The sequence below is a fragment of the Streptomyces sp. NPDC053665 genome (genome assembly GCF_055585285.1).
In genome coordinates this window covers 1-17306 of record NZ_JBVJKK010000002.1, presented here as the reverse complement: position 1 = coordinate 17306, position 17306 = coordinate 1, and the positions used below count along the sequence as shown (strand labels likewise).

The window sequence follows — 17306 nt, the reverse complement described above, 5'->3', positions numbered from 1 at the left end:
GGCTCAGACCCGGGGGTCCCCCGGCGCGGGCGGGCCCGGCAGCGGCGCGGCGGGCGGGATCTCCTCCTCGCGCGGCCGGTGCACGGCCAGCCACCGCTCGGCGTAGGCCACCGCGTCCGCCACCGGGAACAGCCGCACCTCGGCCGCCCCGGCCTTCCCGCGCACGACGGGCCGGTCCCGCTCGAAGTCGTAACCCAGCTCGTCGAAGCGGTCGGAGCTGATGGACACCTCGGTCACAGTCTCCCAGCCGTCCGGACCGGGCCTGCCCACCTCCACGCGCGGGGACGGAATGCGGTACTCGGCGAGGTGGAAGCTCGTGCAGGAGGCGTAGCCCGCCCCGAGCAGCAGCACCCGGGCGCCCATCGCCTCCAGCGTCGCCAGCGGGCTGCGCTCGCCCAGCCGGCAGTCCGTCGCGTGCCCCTCGACCACCTGAGCCGCGCGCGCCCCGAGAGCGGCGAACGAGGTCTGCGGGTGGGCGCTGCGCAGCGCCCCCGGCCAGGTGCGCACGGTCTCCGGGACGATGCCGACCCCGCGCGAGGGCGTGGTCGCCGGGTCGTAGGCGGGCATCGTGGCGCGGATGGCCGGCCACCACTGCGGCGGGACGGGCGGGTCGCTCCACAGCGCCGGGTCGGACAGGGCGCCGGTCTGGGTCGGGACCACCAGGGTCCCGTCGGGGCCGAGCACGTCGAGCAGGGCCTGCACCACCGCGACGGGGCCGCCGTTGACCCAGCCGAGCGCCCGGAGCGAGGAGTGCACCAGGAGGGTCTCGCCGGGGCGCACGCCCAGTTCGCGCAGCTCGGTGCGGAGTGTCTCGCGGGTGACAAGAGGGCCGGTCGCAGGGGGTGTCGGCATGGTTGTGGAGTGTCCCCGAAGCGGCCCGGCCATGCCACCGTTTTGATCGATCAGAGATCGTTTCCGCAGGTCGGCTTAGGTTTGCCTAAGTGACGCAGGGCACCGTCGGGCGTCCGGCGGGCGGCTTGCCCGCTCCCGGAGAATTACGCAACAATGGCGTTGTGAAAAACGTCGGCGAGGCTCGGGAGACCCCCACGGGGACCCCGCAGGAGGAGCTCGCGACCGGGGAGCGGTCCACCCGCAACCGGGTCGCGCGGTCCATCCTGGACCACGGCCCCTCGACCGTCGCGGAGCTGGCCGAGCGCCTGGGCCTGACCCAGGCGGCCGTGCGCCGCCACTTGGACGCCCTCGCGGGCGACGGCGTCGTCGAGGCGCGCGAGCGGCGGGTATACGGCGCACGCACCCGCGGCCGCCCGGCCAAGGTGTTCGCCCTGACCGACTGCGGCCGGGACGCCTTCGACCAGTCCTACGACAAGCTCGCCACCGACGCCCTGCGCTGGATCGCCGACCGCGAGGGCGGCAGCGAGGCGATCGCCGCCTTCGCCCGCGCCAGGATCGCCGCACAGGCCGGTGCCTACCGCGCCGCGGTCGAGTCCGCCTCCCCCGAGGAGCGCACGGAAGCCCTGGCCAAGGCGCTGAGCGCCGACGGGTACGCTGCTACGGCGCGCAGCGCGCCCCACCCGCAACAGGGTGAGCAGCTCTGCCAGCACCACTGCCCGGTCGCCCACGTCGCCGAGCAGTTCCCGCAGCTGTGCGAGGCGGAGACGGAATTTTTCGCGGAGCTGCTCGGTACGCATGTCCAGCGGCTCGCCACCATCGCGCACGGCGACGGCGTCTGCACGACGTTCATCCCCAAGATTTCCCACAACGCATCTGCAAGCACGGCCGGGAGGAACCCCGCATGACTCTCCCCACGGAGACTGCCCACCCTGAGCTGGAGGGCCTGGGCAAGTACGAGTACGGCTGGGCCGACTCCGACACGGCCGGCGCCTCCGCCAAGCGCGGCATCAACGAGGACGTCGTCCGGGACATCTCCGCCAAGAAGAGCGAGCCGGAGTGGATGACCAAGCTCCGCCTCAAGGGCCTGCGCCTGTTCGAGAAGAAGCCCATGCCGAACTGGGGCTCGGACCTGTCGGGCATCGACTTCGACAACATCAAGTACTTCGTGCGCTCCACGGAGAAGCAGGCGGAGTCCTGGGAGGACCTGCCCGAGGACATCAAGAACACCTACGACAAGCTGGGCATCCCCGAGGCGGAGAAGCAGCGCCTCGTCGCCGGTGTCGCCGCGCAGTACGAGTCGGAGGTCGTCTACCACCAGATCCGCGAGGACCTGGAGGAGCAGGGTGTCATCTTCCTGGACACCGACACCGCGCTGAAGGAGCACCCGGAGCTCTTCAAGGAGTACTTCGGCACCGTCATCCCCGCCGGTGACAACAAGTTCGCGGCCCTGAACACCGCCGTGTGGTCGGGCGGCTCCTTCATCTACGTGCCGAAGGGCGTGCACGTCGAGATCCCGCTCCAGGCCTACTTCCGCATCAACACGGAGAACATGGGCCAGTTCGAGCGGACCCTGATCATCGTCGACGAGGGTGCCTACGTGCACTACGTCGAGGGCTGCACCGCCCCGATCTACAAGTCGGACTCGCTGCACTCCGCGGTCGTCGAGATCATCGTCAAGAAGAACGCCCGCTGCCGCTACACGACCATCCAGAACTGGTCGAACAACGTCTACAACCTGGTCACCAAGCGCGCCGTGGCGTACGAGGGCGCGACCATGGAGTGGATCGACGGCAACATCGGCTCCAAGGTGACGATGAAGTACCCGGCCGTCTACCTCATGGGCGAGCACGCCAAGGGCGAGACCCTGTCCATCGCCTTCGCGGGCGAGGGCCAGCACCAGGACGCCGGCGCCAAGATGGTCCACATGGCCCCGAACACCTCCTCCAACATCGTCTCCAAGTCGGTGGCGCGAGGCGGCGGCCGCACCTCCTACCGCGGTCTCATCGAGATCGGCGAGGGCGCCCCGGGCTCCAAGTCGAACGTCCTGTGCGACGCGCTGCTGGTGGACACCATCTCCCGCTCGGACACCTACCCCTACGTGGACGTCCGCGAGGACGACGTGTCCATGGGCCACGAGGCGACCGTCTCCAAGGTCTCCGAGGACCAGCTCTTCTACCTGATGAGCCGCGGCCTGAGCGAGGACGAGGCCATGGCGATGATCGTGCGCGGCTTCGTCGAGCCCATCGCCAAGGAGCTCCCCATGGAGTACGCGCTGGAGCTCAACCGGCTGATCGAGCTGCAGATGGAGGGCGCGGTCGGCTGACCGCCCCCCTCGACAGCAGACGACCCCCTCAGGAAAGAGAGCACTACGACAGCCATGGCTGAGGCCCAGAACATCCCCGTGGGATCCACCACCGCGGGCTCGATCGCGGTCGCCGCGGAGTCGACCGTCGCCACGCGCATGAGCGCGCCCCCCTCCTTCGACGTCGCGGACTTCCCCGTCCCGCACGGCCGCGAGGAGGAGTGGCGGTTCACCCCGCTGGAGCGCCTGCGCGGCCTGCACGACGGCACCGCCGTCGCCACCGGCAACGGTGTGAAGGTCGAGGTGCAGGCCCCCGAGGGCGTCACCGTCGAGGCCGTGGGCCGTGACGACGCGCGGCTCGGCAAGGCCGGCACCCCGGTGGACCGCGTCGCCGCCCAGGCCTACTCGGCGTTCGAGAAGGCCTCGGTCGTGACCGTCCCCAAGGAGACCGTCCTCACCGAGCCGATCCGCATCGCCGTGCACGGCGAGGGCGGCACCGCCTTCGGCCACCAGGTGATCGAGCTGGGCGCCTTCGCCGAGGCCGTCGTGGTCATCGACCACACCGGGGACGCGGTGCTCGCCGCCAACGTCGACTACCTGCTGGGCGACGGCGCCAAGCTCACCGTCGTCTCCGTGCAGGACTGGGACGACAAGGCCGTGCACGTCGCGCAGCACAACGCGCTCGTCGGCCGCGACGCCTCCTTCAAGTCGGTCGTCGTCACCTTCGGCGGCGACGTCGTCCGGCTCCACCCGCGCGTGCAGTACGCCGGGCCCGGCGGCGAGGCCGAGCTGTTCGGCCTGTACTTCACCGACCGGGGCCAGCACCAGGAGCACCGCCTCCTGGTCGACCACAACGTCCCGCACTGCAAGTCCAACGTCGTCTACAAGGGCGCCCTCCAGGGCGATGACGCCCACGCGGTGTGGATCGGCGACGTGCTCATCGAGGCCAAGGCCGAGGGCACCGACACGTACGAGATGAACCGCAACCTGGTCCTCACCGACGGGGCGCGCGTGGACTCCGTGCCGAACCTGGAGATCGAGACCGGCGAGATCGTCGGCGCCGGCCACGCCTCGGCGACCGGCCGCTTCGACGACGAGCAGCTCTTCTACCTCATGGCGCGCGGCATCCCCGAGATCGACGCCCGCCGTCTGGTGGTCCGCGGCTTCTTCGCCGAACTGGTCCAGCAGATCGGCGTCCCCGACATCGAGGAGCGCCTGATCGCCAAGATCGAGGAGGAGCTGGAGGCGGCGGTCGCATGACCTTCGTACGCGCCTGCGGACTGGGCGAGCTGGAGGAGGACACCCCCAAGCGGGTGGAACTCGACGGCACGCCCGTGTCCATCGTGCAGACCGAGGGCGAGGTGTTCGCGATCCACGACATCTGCTCGCACGCGAACGTCTCCCTGGCGGAGGGCGAGGTCGACGACTGCCACATCGAGTGCTGGCTGCACGGCTCGCGCTTCGACCTCCGTTCCGGCAAGCCCGACGCCCTCCCGGCGACGCGCCCCGTCCCCGTATACCCCGTAAAGATCGATGGGGACGACGTGCTCGTCTCCCTCACCCAGGAGTCCTGAGGCATCCATGGCAACGCTTGAAATCCGAGACCTGCACGTCACCGTCGAGGCCGACAACGCCACGAAGGAGATCCTCAAGGGCGTCGACCTCACCGTGAAGCAGGGCGAGACGCACGCCATCATGGGCCCCAACGGCTCGGGCAAGTCGACCCTCGCCTACTCCCTCGCCGGTCACCCCAAGTACACGATCACCGGCGGCACCGTCACCCTCGACGGCGAGGACGTCCTGGAGATGTCCGTCGACGAGCGGGCCCGCGCCGGCCTGTTCCTCGCCATGCAGTACCCGGTCGAGGTCCCGGGTGTCTCCGTGTCGAACTTCCTGCGCACCTCCGCCACCGCCGTCCGCGGCGAGGCCCCCAAGCTGCGCACCTGGGTGAAGGAGGTCAAGGAGGCCATGGAGCGCCTCAACATGGACCCGTCCTTCGCCGAGCGCAACGTCAACGAGGGCTTCTCCGGCGGTGAGAAGAAGCGCCACGAGATCCTCCAGCTGGAGCTCCTCAAGCCGAAGATGGCGATCCTCGACGAGACCGACTCCGGTCTGGACGTCGACGCGCTGCGTGTGGTGTCGGAGGGCGTGAACCGCGTCCGCGAGACGGGCGAGGTCGGCACCCTGCTGATCACCCACTACACGCGCATCCTGCGCTACATCAAGCCCGACCACGTGCACGTCTTCTCCGGCGGCCGGATCGTCGAGTCCGGCGGCGCCGAGCTCGCCGACAAGCTGGAGAACGAGGGGTACGAGGCATACACGAAGGGTGGCGCATCCGCGTGACACAGCTGCCGGGCCTCCTCGACACCGAGGCGATCCGCAAGGACTTCCCCATCCTGGACCGCCAGGTCCACGACGGCCGGAAGCTCGTGTACCTGGACAACGCGGCCACCAGCCAGAAGCCGCGTCAGGTGCTGGACGCACTCAGTGAGTACTACGAGCGCTACAACGCCAACGTCCACCGCGGTGTGCATGTGCTCGCCGAGGAGGCCACGGCGCTGTACGAGGGCGCGCGCGACAAGGTCGCGGCGTTCATCAACGCGCCCTCACGCGACGAGGTGATCTTCACCAAGAACGCCTCGGAGTCGCTCAACCTCGTGGCGAACATGCTGGGCTGGGCCGACGAGCCCTACCGCGTGGACTCCGACACCGAGATCGTCATCACGGAGATGGAGCACCACTCCAACATCGTGCCGTGGCAGCTGCTCGCGCAGCGCACGGGCGCGAAGCTGAAGTGGTTCGGCCTCACCGACGACGGCCGCCTGGACCTGTCGAACATCGAGGAGGTCATCACCGAGAAGACGAAGATCGTCTCCTTCGTGCTGGTCTCCAACATCCTCGGCACCCAGAACCCGGTCGAGGCGATCGTGCGCCGCGCCCAGGAGGTCGGCGCCCTGGTCTGCGTCGACGCCTCCCAGGCCGCTCCGCACATGCCGCTGGACGTGCAGGCCCTCCAGGCCGACTTCGTGGCCTTCACCGGCCACAAGATGTGCGGTCCGACCGGCATCGGCGTCCTCTGGGGCCGCCAGGAGCTGCTGGAGGACCTGCCCCCGTTCCTCGGCGGCGGCGAGATGATCGAGACGGTGTCGATGCACTCCTCGACCTACGCGCCGGCCCCCCACAAGTTCGAGGCGGGCACGCCCCCGATCTCCCAGGCGGTCGGTCTCGGCGCGGCGATCGACTACCTCGAGTCGATCGGCATGGAGAAGATCCTCGCCCACGAGCACGCGCTGACCGAGTACGCGGTCAAGCGGCTGCTGGAGGTCCCCGACCTGCGCATCATCGGCCCCACCACGGCCGAGGAGCGCGGCGCGGCGATCTCCTTCACCCTCGGCGACATCCACCCGCACGACGTGGGCCAGGTCCTGGACGAGCAGGGCATCGCCGTCCGGGTCGGCCACCACTGCGCGCGGCCGGTCTGCCTGCGGTACGGAATTCCTGCGACCACGCGAGCGTCGTTCTATCTGTACTCCACGCCGGCCGAGATCGACGCGCTGGTCGACGGCCTGGAGCACGTTCGGAACTTCTTCGGCTGAAGGGCGTGAGCTGAGACAGTGAAGCTGGACTCCATGTACCAGGAAGTCATCCTGGACCACTACAAGAACCCGCACGGGCGTGGTCTGAGGGACGGCGACGCCGAGGTGCACCACGTCAACCCGACGTGCGGCGACGAGATCACGCTGCGCGTGAAGTACGACGGCACGACGATCGAGGACGTCAGCTACGAGGGCCAGGGCTGCTCCATCAGCCAGGCCTCGGCGTCCGTGCTGAACGAGCTGCTGGTCGGCAAGGAAGTGTCCGACGCGCGGAAGATCCAGGAGACCTTCCTGGAGCTGATGCAGTCCAAGGGCCGGATCGAGCCCGACGACGCGATGGAGGACGTCCTGGAGGACGCGGTGGCGTTCGCCGGGGTGTCCAAGTACCCGGCCCGGGTCAAGTGCGCCCTGCTGAGCTGGATGGCCTGGAAGGACGCGACGGCCCAGGTGCTGGGCGGAGCCGACGCCGAGAAGGAGACGACGGCATGAGCGAGACCGTTGAGATGAAGCCGGCCTCGGAGGAAGAGGTCCGCGAGGCGCTGTACGACGTGGTCGACCCCGAGCTGGGCATCGACGTCGTCAACCTCGGCCTGGTCTACGGCATCCACATCGACGACGCGAACATCGCGACGCTCGACATGACCCTGACGTCGGCGGCCTGCCCGCTGACGGACGTCATCGAGGACCAGGCCAAGTCGGCCACGGACGGCCTCGTGAGCGAACTGCGGATCAACTGGGTCTGGATGCCCCCGTGGGGCCCCGACAAGATCACCGACGACGGCCGTGAGCAGCTGCGCGCGCTCGGGTTCAACGTCTGAGACCGACCGACGGTCCACGCGCGTTCGAGGGCGGCACCCGACCGGGTGCCGCCCTCACGTGTGTTCAGCCCAGCCCGGCCACCAGCCGGAACGAGGCGTCCGCGCGGTACTGGCGGCTGTTGTCGTAGGGGTCCAGGCGGAGCTGGAAGTCGCGGTGGCGCAGGAAGCGGCCCGGGTAGTTGAGCGACTCCAGGGCGACGGCGCCCGACCGGTGCCGGGCGCGCGGGCAGAACGTGGCGTCCTGCCGGAGGAGGGACGAGCCGTCGTCGGCGCTCGCGACCAGGACGAAGTCGCGGTGGCGCAGATAGCGGCCGTCCGCCGTGGCGAAGGACCAGCAGGAGGAGTCCGCGAGTCCGGCCACCCGCCGGAACGTGGCGGTCTCGCGCGACCCCTGGCCGGCCGGTTCCAGGCGGACGGAGCCGTCCCGGACCCGCCAGTAGCGGTCGGGGTAGTTGACCGACACGAGGGACGTGCCACCTGCGGCCGGGTCCTTGGACGGGGCGGGCCCGGAGGGCAGGGGGGACGCCGGCGGTGTCGGCGTCCGCCTCCCGGCCTCCGCACTCGGGGATGCGCCGCGCGCGGACCGGCTCGGCGCGGATGGGGCGGACGGGCTGCCGGTGCTCGCGCCGGGAGACGGGCTGCCGCTCTGCGAGGGCGTGGCGAAGGAGATCAGGCCGCCGGGGGCCGAGCCGCCGAGGGCGGCGGGCCGGTCCGCCCCGCCGGCCGGTTCGGCCGGCCCGTTGCCGGTGAGCGCGACGGCGGTGACGCACGCGGTGACCGTGGCCAGCGCGAGGGCGCCCGCCAGCCAGAGCCGTCGCGTGCCCGGGGACCGGGTGGTGTCCGGGGCCCAGCCGCTCTCCCACGGGCGGTCCAGCGGCGGCCGGGACTTCTGTGCTGACATGCGCGGTTCCTCCGCGGGCACCCGTGACGGCGGCGCAGTTGTGGTGGCCCGGTGTGTGATCGGGGAGACACCGTAGTGGAGAGGTGCGGCGCGCGGGAGCCCTTTGCGGTAAGCGGGGTTCGCTCGCTGTCCGGGCCGCGTTGTGCACCCCGTACATTCGGTGCGTACACCGTACATATGGTGTGTACGAGCGTACGTATGGTGTGTACGCTCGTACACATGGGCTATCTGCTGCTCGCCGGGGCCATCGCCGCGGAGGTCGGCGCGACCACCGCCATGAAGTACAGCGACGGCTTCAGCCGGCTCGGGCCCTCGCTGCTCACCCTCGCCGGCTATGTCGTCTCCTTCGCGCTGCTCGCCCAGACGCTGAGGACGGTCGCGGTCGGCACGGCCTATGCGATCTGGGCCGGAGTGGGCACGGCGGCCATCGCCACTATCGGCGTGGTGTTCCTCGGTGAGGGCATGCCCACCGCCAAGGCCGTCGGCATCGCGCTGATCATCATCGGGGTCGTCGTGCTCAACCTGGGCGGTGCGCACTGATGCCCCGGCGCCACGACCCCGAACGACGGCAGCGGATCATCGACGCGGCGATCCGGGTCGTCGGGGCCAAGGGCATCGCCGGGCTCAGCCACCGCAGCGCCGCCGCGGAGGCCGACGTCCCGCTCGGCTCGACCACGTACCACTTCGCCACGCTCGACGAACTCCTGGTCGCCGCCCTGCGCCAGGCCAGCGAGGGGTTCGCCCAAGTGGTCGCCTCGCGCGGCGGCCTGGAGGATCCGCACACCGATCTGGCCGCGGAACTCGCCGGGCTGATGGGGGAGTGGCTGTCCGGCGACCGGACGGGCGTGGAGCTGGAGTACGAGCTGTACCTGGCCGCGCTGCGCCGGCCCGCCCTGCGCCCCGTGGCCGCCGAGTGGGCCGAGGGGCTGGCCCGGCCGCTGGCCCGGCGCACGGACCCGGCCACCGCGCGGGCCCTGGTCGCGGTGATCGACGGCATCTGCCTCCAGGTGCTGCTGACGGGGGCGGCGTACGACGAGGAGTACGCGCGGGAGGTGCTGGGGCGGGTGATCGGCTGAGGCGGGGTGGGGGGCGGGGGCGGTTCCGGGTGCGTGCGTGGTCGGTCGGCCGCCGGGCCGGGTGCGGGCTCGGTTGCCCGGGTGCGGGCGGTGGGCGGTGGGCGTCCGGTGGGTCGGGGGACCGGCTCGTGAGACGCCCGGGGACCGGTTCGCATCGAGCCGTGTCCGCCGGTTAGGTTGCCCTCATGACCGACACGACTGCTCCCCGCACCACCGGCGCCGTGGCCGCCGGCCTCGCCACGATCGCCGCCGACGGCACCGTCCTCGACACCTGGTTCCCCGCGCCCGAGCTCGTCGACGAGCCCGGCCCGTCCGGCACCGAGCGGCTGTCCGCCGAGCGCGCCGCGGAGTTGCTCGGCGGGGGCGCCACCGCAGCGGTCGGCCCCGACGCCCGACGCGGCGTCGAGGTGGTCGCGGTCCGCACGGTCATCGGCTCCCTCGACGACAAGCCGGTCGACGCGCACGACGTCTACCTGCGCCTGCACCTGCTCTCGCACCGCCTGGTCAAGCCGCACGGCCAGAGTCTGGACGGCATCTTCGGCCACCTCGCCAACGTCGCCTGGACCTCGCTCGGCCCGGTCGCCGTCGACGACCTCGAGAAGGTCCGGCTCAACGCCCGCGCCGAGGGCCTGCACCTCCAGGTGACCTCCGTGGACAAGTTCCCGCGGATGACGGACTACGTGGCGCCCAAGGGCGTGCGGATCGCCGACGCCGACCGGGTCCGCCTCGGCGCGCACCTCGCCGCGGGCACCACCGTGATGCACGAGGGCTTCGTCAACTTCAACGCCGGCACACTCGGCACGTCGATGGTGGAGGGCCGCATCTCCGCGGGCGTCGTCATCGGCGACGGCTCGGACATCGGCGGCGGCGCGTCCACCATGGGCACCCTGTCCGGCGGCGGCAACGTCATCATCGCGATCGGTGAGCGCTGCCTGATCGGCGCCGAGGCGGGCGTCGGCATCGCGCTGGGCGACGAGTGCGTCGTCGAGGCCGGCCTCTACGTCACCGCCGGCACCCGCGTCACCATGCCCGACGGGCAGATCGTCAAGGCCCGCGAGCTGTCCGGCGCGTCCAACATCCTCTTCCGCCGCAACTCGGTCACCGGCGCCGTCGAGGCCCGGCCGAACAACGCGGTGTGGGGCGGCCTGAACGAGATCCTGCACAGCCACAACTGATCACCGGCGGCCGTGACCTGCGGCCGCCTTACTGATCAACGCCGTGACCTGCTGCCGAGCTGTCGGTAGCTGTCGACGCTGGTCATCATTGAGCGCCCTTCCACGGCCCGAGGACGGCCCGGGAGGGCGCTCTTGCGTCGGTTGCGCCCGGGATGTCAGTGGCTGCCCGTACGCTGATGGGGAGCAGCTGGCTTACTCGTTCAGAGTGGCGAGAGTACGGCCAGCAGCATGCGCGTAAGGGGATGGGGAATGGCCAGCGACCTGAATCTAAATGAGCTGCTTGCCGATCTGAGCGCCAAGACGAAGGAGGAGATCTCCAGCACTCCTGAGGTAGTCACTCAGGATTCGGTTGACGTAGCTTCACTGCCGATTAAAGCTAGAAAATGGATCAAGCTGCCGAGCATTGTTGCAGTGATGGTCGACCTTAAGAGTTCGACGAAGCTTGGCACCGGTAAGTGGGCTGCGTCTACGGCCAGTATCTATGAGGCATCTACCGGTGGAGTAGTGAAAGTCCTAAACAACTTCGATGCGAACTTTATTCAGATCCAAGGTGATGGCGCCTTCGGGTTGTTCTGGGGGGAGCGGCGGTTTGAAAGAGCCTTGTGTGCTGGTATCACGGTAAAGACTTTCAGTGTCGACCTGGGTGATCAACTCGAAGCTCGGTGGCCTAACATGCCCACCACTGGATTTAAGGTGGGTGTCGCCTGCAGCCCTATCCTCGTCAAGCGCATTGGGACGCCGAGGAACCCCGCTCAGCAGGAACCTGTTTGGGCCGGGAAGGCGGTAAACTACGCAGCTAAGTGTGCGCAGTCCGCAGATCGACATGAAATGATTGTGACTGGATCTGTGTGGGATCGCGTCGAGAAGAACGATTACCTTTCTATTAGTTGTCCGTGTAATGACGGCCCCAGTTCCGGAATTTGGGAGACCGTTCACGTTGATAGGCTCCCTGATGGTGACCCGGAAGCATCGGGGCGCAAGCTCAAGGTTGGCTGGTGCAAGGTGCACGCCCAGGCTTATTGCGAAGCTGTGCTAGCGGGCAACAAGAGGCGGCAAGATGTTGACGGTGTGCGCTCGGAACTGCAAAAAAGTCTGATGCGCGATGCCATCTTCTCCAAGGCTCAGACTGAGCGCGCGATGCGCGACGCGCGAAGAAGAGGATTGAAGTGAGACTGAGGAGAAACGATGGCAGTGCGCGAGGGCAGCAACCGTTGATGTCGCAGATCAATGATGAAGATGTCAGTCGATATGCGGCCTCGCTGCTTACCATCGCGCGCGAAGAAATTGTTCGAGCCGACGGGAAAGCCTCCCTGCTGCTAGCTACGGCCGGAATCGCACTTGGTGCAATCGTCTCCGCCATTCTGTCTGGAGACTGGACGCCGTTCGAGCTGGCCAATTGTGTCGAGTGGATTTGGTGGGTGGGCGTAGCACTTGCTGTTTCGGGTGTCGTGCTTCTTGGTTGTGCCGTTCACCCCCGAGTTGGCCGGGGTCACGACGCGCCAGACTACTTGGTCGCTTATTTTGGAGACATCGCCGGTAAGCCCAGGACTACTTTGGAGCAACGCATTCGAGAGACGTTGAGTGCGCCCAAGGAAGCGCCACTCGACCAGCTGTATAGGGTATCCAATCTTGCCGCCAGTAAATACTGGTATATTCGGACGGCTCTATGGGCTCTAGCAAGTGCTATGTTGCTTTGCCCGTCGTCGCTGCTGTTGAACCTCGCGTTCTAGCGTTTGATGAAAACATAGGTCGGCGGAGCGGCTTTGGGCTGGAGCTGCTTTGGGGCGAGTGATCATGGCCCCGTAAGCTTCCGGCGCGTCGGGCAGTCTGTGGACCTGCCCGTTAAAGCACGACGTTGGGGCCATGATCTTCGAGGCTCGCCCCAAAGTGGCTGCCTAAAGCCGTGGAGCCGACCGCCCCAGCCACCGAGGGTGTCTCCCCCTTCATGCCCGCAGCCGCCGAGCGCGCCGCCGGGCGCGGCCAGCCGGGGCGCAGACAGGAAGCAGGCCGCGTCGCAGAGGCGGCGCGCGCCCGCGCCGTGCGGGGGCCTTGATGAAGTAGGGAAAGTTGTACCGCACCCATGATCGAGTCGCTCGATCGTGGCCTGTCGGCTCCCCGCTCGTCTCGGCTACCGTTCCTTGCATGCCTTCTGCACTGGACACGCCTCACGGTGCGGCCGAACTCGCCGAGTCTCTGCTTCCCCAGCTCGGGAATCGCTGGCTGCACACTCAGGCTGTGGCCGCTCGGGCGCGTGAGGCTTCTGCGGCTGTGTCCGAGGCTGACCGGGATCTCCTCGTCGCCGCAGCGTGGCTGCATGACATCGGTTACGCCCCCGAGCTGCGCGAGACTGGGTTCCATCCCCTCGACGGTGCCCGTCACCTGGAAGCACTGGGTGCGCCGGCGCGTCTCGTGCGGCTGGTCGCTCACCACTCCGGGGCCGTGTACGAAGCAGAGCAGCGTGGTCTGTCGGAAGAGCTGGCCGTCTACGAGCGGGAAGACTCCCCCGTCCTCGACGCGCTGATCTTCGCCGACATGACGACCGGCCCCGCCGGACAGCCCTTCCCCTTCGACACGCGCATCGACGAGATCCTCGTCCGCTACGAGCCTGGCAGCGAGGTTCACACCGCGATCAGCAAGGCGCGACCGTACCTGGGTGGGGCGGTCGAGCGTACGAAGCGACGGGTCGCGGCATTCACGTCTCTGCCGCCGAGTCAGCTAGCGATCATTGACGGAAGTGGTTGGTGGCCTCCGACCCTCTTCGCTGTTGAGCACCAGGACGTGGAACTACTGGCACGGCTGCTCGATGCCGGCGCAGATCCTGACGAGGGCAACGGTGCGACTCCTCTGACGCACGCGGTTGAAACGGAAGGTGACTCGGCGCTGCAGAGCGGTGAGCCGCTGACCGTGGCGACAACGGCTGTCCTCCTCGCGTACGGCGCCGACCCGGAACTGCCCGACGGGACCGGCGACACACCGCTTCAGGTTGCTGAGCGCTACAACCACGCCCCTGCGATCAGGTTGCTCCGTCGACATCTGTCGGGAGATCGCCTCTAGAAGCCTCAGCCGATGTAGGGCTCGGTCCAGTCGGCCAACCCGTGCTCGATCCGCATGCGCATCGACGGGTAGCGAATGCCGCACAGCCAGGCGCGTACCCGGGCCGCCGTGGATCGCGTGCTTCCGGGAGCCGGACAGTACCGAGGACGGCCCCGAAACGGCCCCCGGGGCAAGCTGACCCCCTGACCTGCACTGCAATCGGAACAGTCACAACTGACGTCCCGGGCCTTCCCGTACGGATGACCCGGCGTGACCTTGCGGCGGTATCGGCAGATGAACGGGTGGACGCAGTGTCCGATCACCAGCCGGAACGACGAAATGAGGACCGGGGCATGAGGAACGAGCGGGGACGGGCCGTCGCACGCCGTCTGTCGGTGGCCGTCGCGGCGCTGACGGTGTGCTGGCTGTCGGCGGGCGGCGCGCAGGCCGACGAGACCAACACCGGCTCGCGCAACGGCCACCGGATGGGCCTGCTCAACATCGAGGTCGGCCAGATCGACGACCCGGCGGAGGACGTCCTGGAGCACACCCTGCTGTTCGGTGACGGGTACGCCTGGGACTGAACGGACGCAGTACCGACACAGAGGCCCGTGCCGCGCACACCGCGCGGCACGGGCCTCCGTGTGAGGCGGCTCAGGACGCGAGCAACTCCGCGTGCAGCGAGGCGAGGTGGGCGACCGTGCCCCGGTCCGGTGCGCGCAGGGGTGCGCGGACCGGGCCCGCCGGGAGGGAGAGGGCGTTCAGCAGGGCCTTGGTCGTGACGGTGCCCGGGAGGCCTGCCGCCATGATCGCCTCGATGAGGCGGGTCGCCCGCTGCTGGAGGCGGGCCGCCCGCGCGGTGTCACCGCTGTCGAAGGCGTCCAGCACGGCTCGCAGGTGCGCCGGGACCACGTTCGCGACCGTGCTGACGTATCCCGTGCCGCCCACGGCGTACAGCGCCAGATTGTGTTCGTCGCAGCCCGCGTAGTACGCCAGGTCCGTGCGGGCCAGCACCTTCTGGGCGGCGAGAAAGTCGCCCGAGCAGTCCTTGACCGCGGTGATGCGGGGGTGCGCGGCGAGGCGCAGGAGCGTCTCCGCCTCGACGCTCACGCCGGTGCGGACGGGGATGTCGTAGAGCATGAGCGGGAGGCCGGTGGAGTCGGCGACCTCGCGGAAATGTGCCTCGATCGCGTCCTGCGGGGGACGGCTGTAGTAGGGCGCGACGACCAGCAGGCCGTCCGCCCCCGCCTTCTCGGCCTCGCGGCCCAGCTCCGCGGTGTGGCGGGTGTCGGAGGTGCCGACGCCCGCGACGATCGACGCCATGTCCCCGACGGCCTCGCGCACCGCGGTGATCAGGGCCGACTTCTCCGTGTCCGTGGTGGTCGGGGACTCGCCCGTCGTGCCCGAGAGGACGAGGCCGTCGCACCCGTGCGCGACCAGCTGGGCGGCGAGCCGCTGGGCGCCGTCGAGGTCGAGGGTCCCCACGTCGGTGAAGGGGGTGATCATCGCGCAGAGCGTGCGGCCGAAGGGAGAGGTCATGGCACGAGTGTCGTCCGGTTCATTGTGTAGCTCCACTTAAATTTTCTACGGGGTGTTGTTAAGGGGTGCTGTGAGGTGGGGCGTCCGTGGTAGGGGGCCGGGCCGCCGGGTACCCGGGGTGCTGCTTCGAGAGGAGGCGGAACCGTGACCGGAACCATGGATCACCGAGTCGTGCGCGACGAGCACCACTCCGTGGGTGAACTCGTCAACCAGGCCGCCGAACAGGCCTCCCGGCTGGTACGGCAGGAAGTGGCGCTAGCCAAGGAGGAGCTGGCCGAGAAGGGCCGCCGGGCGGGGCGCGGCGGCGGGCTCCTGGGCGCGGCCGGGGCGGTCGCGTACGCCGGGTTCATCGCCCTGGCCGGCGCGGGGGTCGCCGCGCTCTCGCTGGTGCTGCCCGTGTGGGCGGCGGCGCTGATCGTGACCGGCGTGCTGTTCGTCGTCGCCGGTGTGCTGGCCGCGCTCGGGCGTGGACAGTTGCGGCGGGCGGCACCGCCCACGCCCGAGCAGGCGATCGGCAGCGTCAAGGCGGACGTGGAGGAGATCAAGGAAAGGGCGCATCGATGACGAAGCCGACGGGTGGGGCCAAGGGGCCCGACGAGCTGCGGCGGCAGATCGAGCAGACGCGTGGTGAACTCGGCAACACGGTGGAGGAGTTGGCCGGGAAGACGGATGTGAAGGGACGGGCGCTGGCCCGGGCCGCCGACCTGAGGGACAAGGCCGGGGCGATGTCGGTGCAGTTGCGCAGCAGCGCGGCGCAGGCGGGGCACGCGGTGCAGGAGCGCGCCGCGCACACCGGGCCGGGGCCGGTGCGGACGATCGTGCAGGCCGGGGTGCGGCATCCGCGTCCGGTGCTGGTGGCCGGGGCGGCCGCCGGGGTGGTGGCGGTCGGGGTGCTGCGGTGGAGGCACTCGCACGGGCATCGCTGAGTTCGGAGTCTGGCCGGCGGGGCGGTCGAGTGTCGCGCCTTCGCGCCCTCTAGGGGTCGGGGCCGTGCCGGGGGGTGTCCGTCCTCGGAACGGCGCGATGGGGTGTCGTGCCGACTCACTGTCCGTCGACGCGCCAACCAGCTGCGGGCGGACACCCCCCGGCACGGCCCCTTCCGTGGGACCGCAGGTGCGGGCAGTCGACGGTGTGACGTCCTTGACCTCAAGCTCGGTCGAGGTTGAAGGGTGGTGTTCGTCAAGCGGCGCTACGACTGGAGTGGTCCATGCGAACCGAGAAGCACCCCGATCTCACCGATCCCCGTGTCGGTGCTCCCTTCTTCTCCACCTGGCGGGTGGGCACGCCCGAGCGGCAGCGGCTGACGGTGGAGGCCGTTCGGCGCACCTGGGAGCGGCGTCCCTGGCCCGCGAACGGACTGCTGGGCTACCACGTGTACGCCGGGCACGACGGGACGACGCTGATGCACTATTCGCAGTGGAGCGGCGAGCAGGACTACGAGGCGTTTCTCAAGACGCACCGGCAGGAGCGCGTCGACGAGATCGACACCGTCGTGCCGGGGATCGAGCGGGTGGAGCTGCGGCGGTACCGGCGTCGGCGCAGCCGGGAGCGTGCGGCGGGGGACGTGCGGGTCCCGGGGCTGATCGTCACCGTGCGGATCGACTTCGAGGAGGCCGGGCGCCGGGAGGAGTGGGTCGACCTGGTGCTCAAGGCGCTGGAGGACGACGCCGAGGGTCACGCGGGGCTGGTGTCCGCGCACTTCCACCTGAGCACGGACGGCGGGCACGTGCTGAACTACGCCGAGTGGGAGAGCGCGGCAGCCTACGACCGGGCGCTGGCCGCGCCGTCGACGGACGCCTGGGAGCGCGTACGGACGTTCGACGGGCTGGTGGGCTTCACCGGCAGCCGGTACACGCATGCGCTGGGGCTGGTGCCCGGGTGAGGGGGCGTGGGGGGGGGGGGGGGGGGGCCACGCCGGGGGTTCAGGGGGGAGGAAGAGGGACGGGGGGGGGTTGTGTTTTGTCCTGGTGTTGGGGCCCGCGCTGCCGTGTGCGCCGTCTTCGTTCCAGTC

The 17306-nt window shown here is 69.5% G+C and carries 21 protein-coding genes; 18 read left to right on the top strand and 3 right to left on the bottom strand.

What is annotated here, in order from left to right:
* Window positions 1–3 precede the first annotated feature (3 nt).
* A complete protein-coding gene (locus tag ACZ6ZN_RS07670; RefSeq protein WP_451879827.1) occupies window positions 4–852 on the bottom strand; it encodes an AAC(3) family N-acetyltransferase in 849 nt (282 codons plus the stop codon).
* A gap of 161 nt (window positions 853–1013) precedes the next feature.
* Here ACZ6ZN_RS07670 and ACZ6ZN_RS07665 point away from each other — a divergent pair, with 161 nt between their 5' ends.
* From ACZ6ZN_RS07665 to ACZ6ZN_RS07630, 8 genes are read left to right on the top strand one after another with little or no spacing between them, the layout of a single operon-like run.
* Window positions 1014–1757: a helix-turn-helix transcriptional regulator gene (locus ACZ6ZN_RS07665; RefSeq protein ID WP_398112333.1), complete on the top strand. Its 744-nt coding sequence runs from the start codon at window positions 1014–1016 to the stop codon at window positions 1755–1757.
* Entirely contained in the window at window positions 1754–3175 is a 1422-nt protein-coding gene (gene sufB / locus ACZ6ZN_RS07660; RefSeq protein WP_376326047.1) for a Fe-S cluster assembly protein SufB, read from the top strand. The genes ACZ6ZN_RS07665 and sufB overlap by 4 nt, the downstream gene beginning before the upstream one ends.
* A gap of 54 nt (window positions 3176–3229) precedes the next feature.
* On the top strand, window positions 3230–4414 hold the full coding sequence (sufD, locus tag ACZ6ZN_RS07655; RefSeq protein WP_451879825.1) for a Fe-S cluster assembly protein SufD: 1185 nt from the start codon (window positions 3230–3232) through the stop codon (window positions 4412–4414).
* Window positions 4411–4728 (top strand): non-heme iron oxygenase ferredoxin subunit, encoded by a 318-nt coding sequence (locus tag ACZ6ZN_RS07650; RefSeq protein WP_142164656.1) that lies wholly within the window; start codon window positions 4411–4413, stop codon window positions 4726–4728. Before sufD ends, ACZ6ZN_RS07650 begins: the two co-directional genes overlap by 4 nt.
* 7 nt (window positions 4729–4735) lie before the next feature.
* A complete protein-coding gene (gene sufC, locus ACZ6ZN_RS07645) occupies window positions 4736–5500 on the top strand; it encodes a Fe-S cluster assembly ATPase SufC (RefSeq protein ID WP_398112335.1) in 765 nt (254 codons plus the stop codon).
* Window positions 5497–6753 (top strand): cysteine desulfurase, encoded by a 1257-nt coding sequence (locus tag ACZ6ZN_RS07640; RefSeq protein ID WP_398112336.1) that lies wholly within the window; start codon window positions 5497–5499, stop codon window positions 6751–6753. The genes sufC and ACZ6ZN_RS07640 overlap by 4 nt, the downstream gene beginning before the upstream one ends.
* An 18-nt stretch (window positions 6754–6771) precedes the next feature.
* The gene (gene sufU / locus ACZ6ZN_RS07635) at window positions 6772–7242 is read left to right on the top strand and encodes a Fe-S cluster assembly sulfur transfer protein SufU (RefSeq protein WP_398112337.1); all 471 of its coding nucleotides are present in this window, start codon (window positions 6772–6774) and stop codon (window positions 7240–7242) included.
* A complete protein-coding gene (locus ACZ6ZN_RS07630; RefSeq protein WP_469644068.1) occupies window positions 7239–7571 on the top strand; it encodes a metal-sulfur cluster assembly factor in 333 nt (110 codons plus the stop codon). The genes sufU and ACZ6ZN_RS07630 overlap by 4 nt, the downstream gene beginning before the upstream one ends.
* 64 nt (window positions 7572–7635) lie before the next feature.
* Here ACZ6ZN_RS07630 and ACZ6ZN_RS07625 read toward each other — a convergent pair whose 3' ends face one another.
* Window positions 7636–8472: an AbfB domain-containing protein gene (locus tag ACZ6ZN_RS07625; protein WP_469644066.1), complete on the bottom strand. Its 837-nt coding sequence runs from the start codon at window positions 8470–8472 to the stop codon at window positions 7636–7638.
* A gap of 219 nt (window positions 8473–8691) precedes the next feature.
* Here ACZ6ZN_RS07625 and ACZ6ZN_RS07620 point away from each other — a divergent pair, with 219 nt between their 5' ends.
* The 7 genes from ACZ6ZN_RS07620 (at window position 8692) to ACZ6ZN_RS07590 (ending at window position 14340) form a co-directional block, all read left to right on the top strand.
* Window positions 8692–9012, top strand: a complete 321-nt coding sequence (locus ACZ6ZN_RS07620; protein WP_469644064.1) for a DMT family transporter — start codon at window positions 8692–8694, stop codon at window positions 9010–9012.
* Window positions 9012–9548 carry a TetR/AcrR family transcriptional regulator gene (locus ACZ6ZN_RS07615; protein ID WP_469644062.1) on the top strand — a complete coding sequence of 179 codons (537 nt, stop codon included), beginning with the start codon at window positions 9012–9014 and terminating at the stop codon, window positions 9546–9548. Before ACZ6ZN_RS07620 ends, ACZ6ZN_RS07615 begins: the two co-directional genes overlap by 1 nt.
* A 185-nt stretch (window positions 9549–9733) precedes the next feature.
* Entirely contained in the window at window positions 9734–10723 is a 990-nt protein-coding gene (gene dapD, locus ACZ6ZN_RS07610) for a 2,3,4,5-tetrahydropyridine-2,6-dicarboxylate N-succinyltransferase (RefSeq protein WP_469644060.1), read from the top strand.
* 249 nt (window positions 10724–10972) lie between these two features.
* On the top strand, window positions 10973–11893 hold the full coding sequence (locus tag ACZ6ZN_RS07605; protein ID WP_469644057.1) for a hypothetical protein: 921 nt from the start codon (window positions 10973–10975) through the stop codon (window positions 11891–11893).
* Between the two features lie 44 nt (window positions 11894–11937).
* Window positions 11938–12453 (top strand): Pycsar system effector family protein, encoded by a 516-nt coding sequence (locus ACZ6ZN_RS07600; RefSeq protein ID WP_469644054.1) that lies wholly within the window; start codon window positions 11938–11940, stop codon window positions 12451–12453.
* Window positions 12454–12865: 412 nt separating this feature from the next.
* On the top strand, window positions 12866–13777 hold the full coding sequence (locus ACZ6ZN_RS07595; protein WP_469644052.1) for an ankyrin repeat domain-containing protein: 912 nt from the start codon (window positions 12866–12868) through the stop codon (window positions 13775–13777).
* A 332-nt stretch (window positions 13778–14109) separates the two neighbouring features.
* Window positions 14110–14340 carry a hypothetical protein gene (locus ACZ6ZN_RS07590; protein ID WP_469644049.1) on the top strand — a complete coding sequence of 77 codons (231 nt, stop codon included), beginning with the start codon at window positions 14110–14112 and terminating at the stop codon, window positions 14338–14340.
* Between the two features lie 70 nt (window positions 14341–14410).
* Here the strand turns inward: ACZ6ZN_RS07590 and dapA are convergent, their stop codons facing one another.
* Window positions 14411–15295, bottom strand: coding sequence for a 4-hydroxy-tetrahydrodipicolinate synthase (dapA, locus tag ACZ6ZN_RS07585; protein ID WP_469644047.1), 885 nt, complete (start codon window positions 15293–15295; stop codon window positions 14411–14413).
* 144 nt (window positions 15296–15439) lie between these two features.
* Here dapA and ACZ6ZN_RS07580 point away from each other — a divergent pair, with 144 nt between their 5' ends.
* The 3 genes from ACZ6ZN_RS07580 (at window position 15440) to ACZ6ZN_RS07570 (ending at window position 17177) form a co-directional block, all read left to right on the top strand.
* Window positions 15440–15859: a phage holin family protein gene (locus ACZ6ZN_RS07580; protein WP_398112344.1), complete on the top strand. Its 420-nt coding sequence runs from the start codon at window positions 15440–15442 to the stop codon at window positions 15857–15859.
* Window positions 15856–16221, top strand: a complete 366-nt coding sequence (locus ACZ6ZN_RS07575) for a DUF3618 domain-containing protein (RefSeq protein ID WP_469644043.1) — start codon at window positions 15856–15858, stop codon at window positions 16219–16221. The genes ACZ6ZN_RS07580 and ACZ6ZN_RS07575 overlap by 4 nt, the downstream gene beginning before the upstream one ends.
* A gap of 281 nt (window positions 16222–16502) precedes the next feature.
* Window positions 16503–17177 carry an antibiotic biosynthesis monooxygenase gene (locus tag ACZ6ZN_RS07570; protein WP_398112346.1) on the top strand — a complete coding sequence of 225 codons (675 nt, stop codon included), beginning with the start codon at window positions 16503–16505 and terminating at the stop codon, window positions 17175–17177.
* Window positions 17178–17306 lie beyond the last annotated feature (129 nt).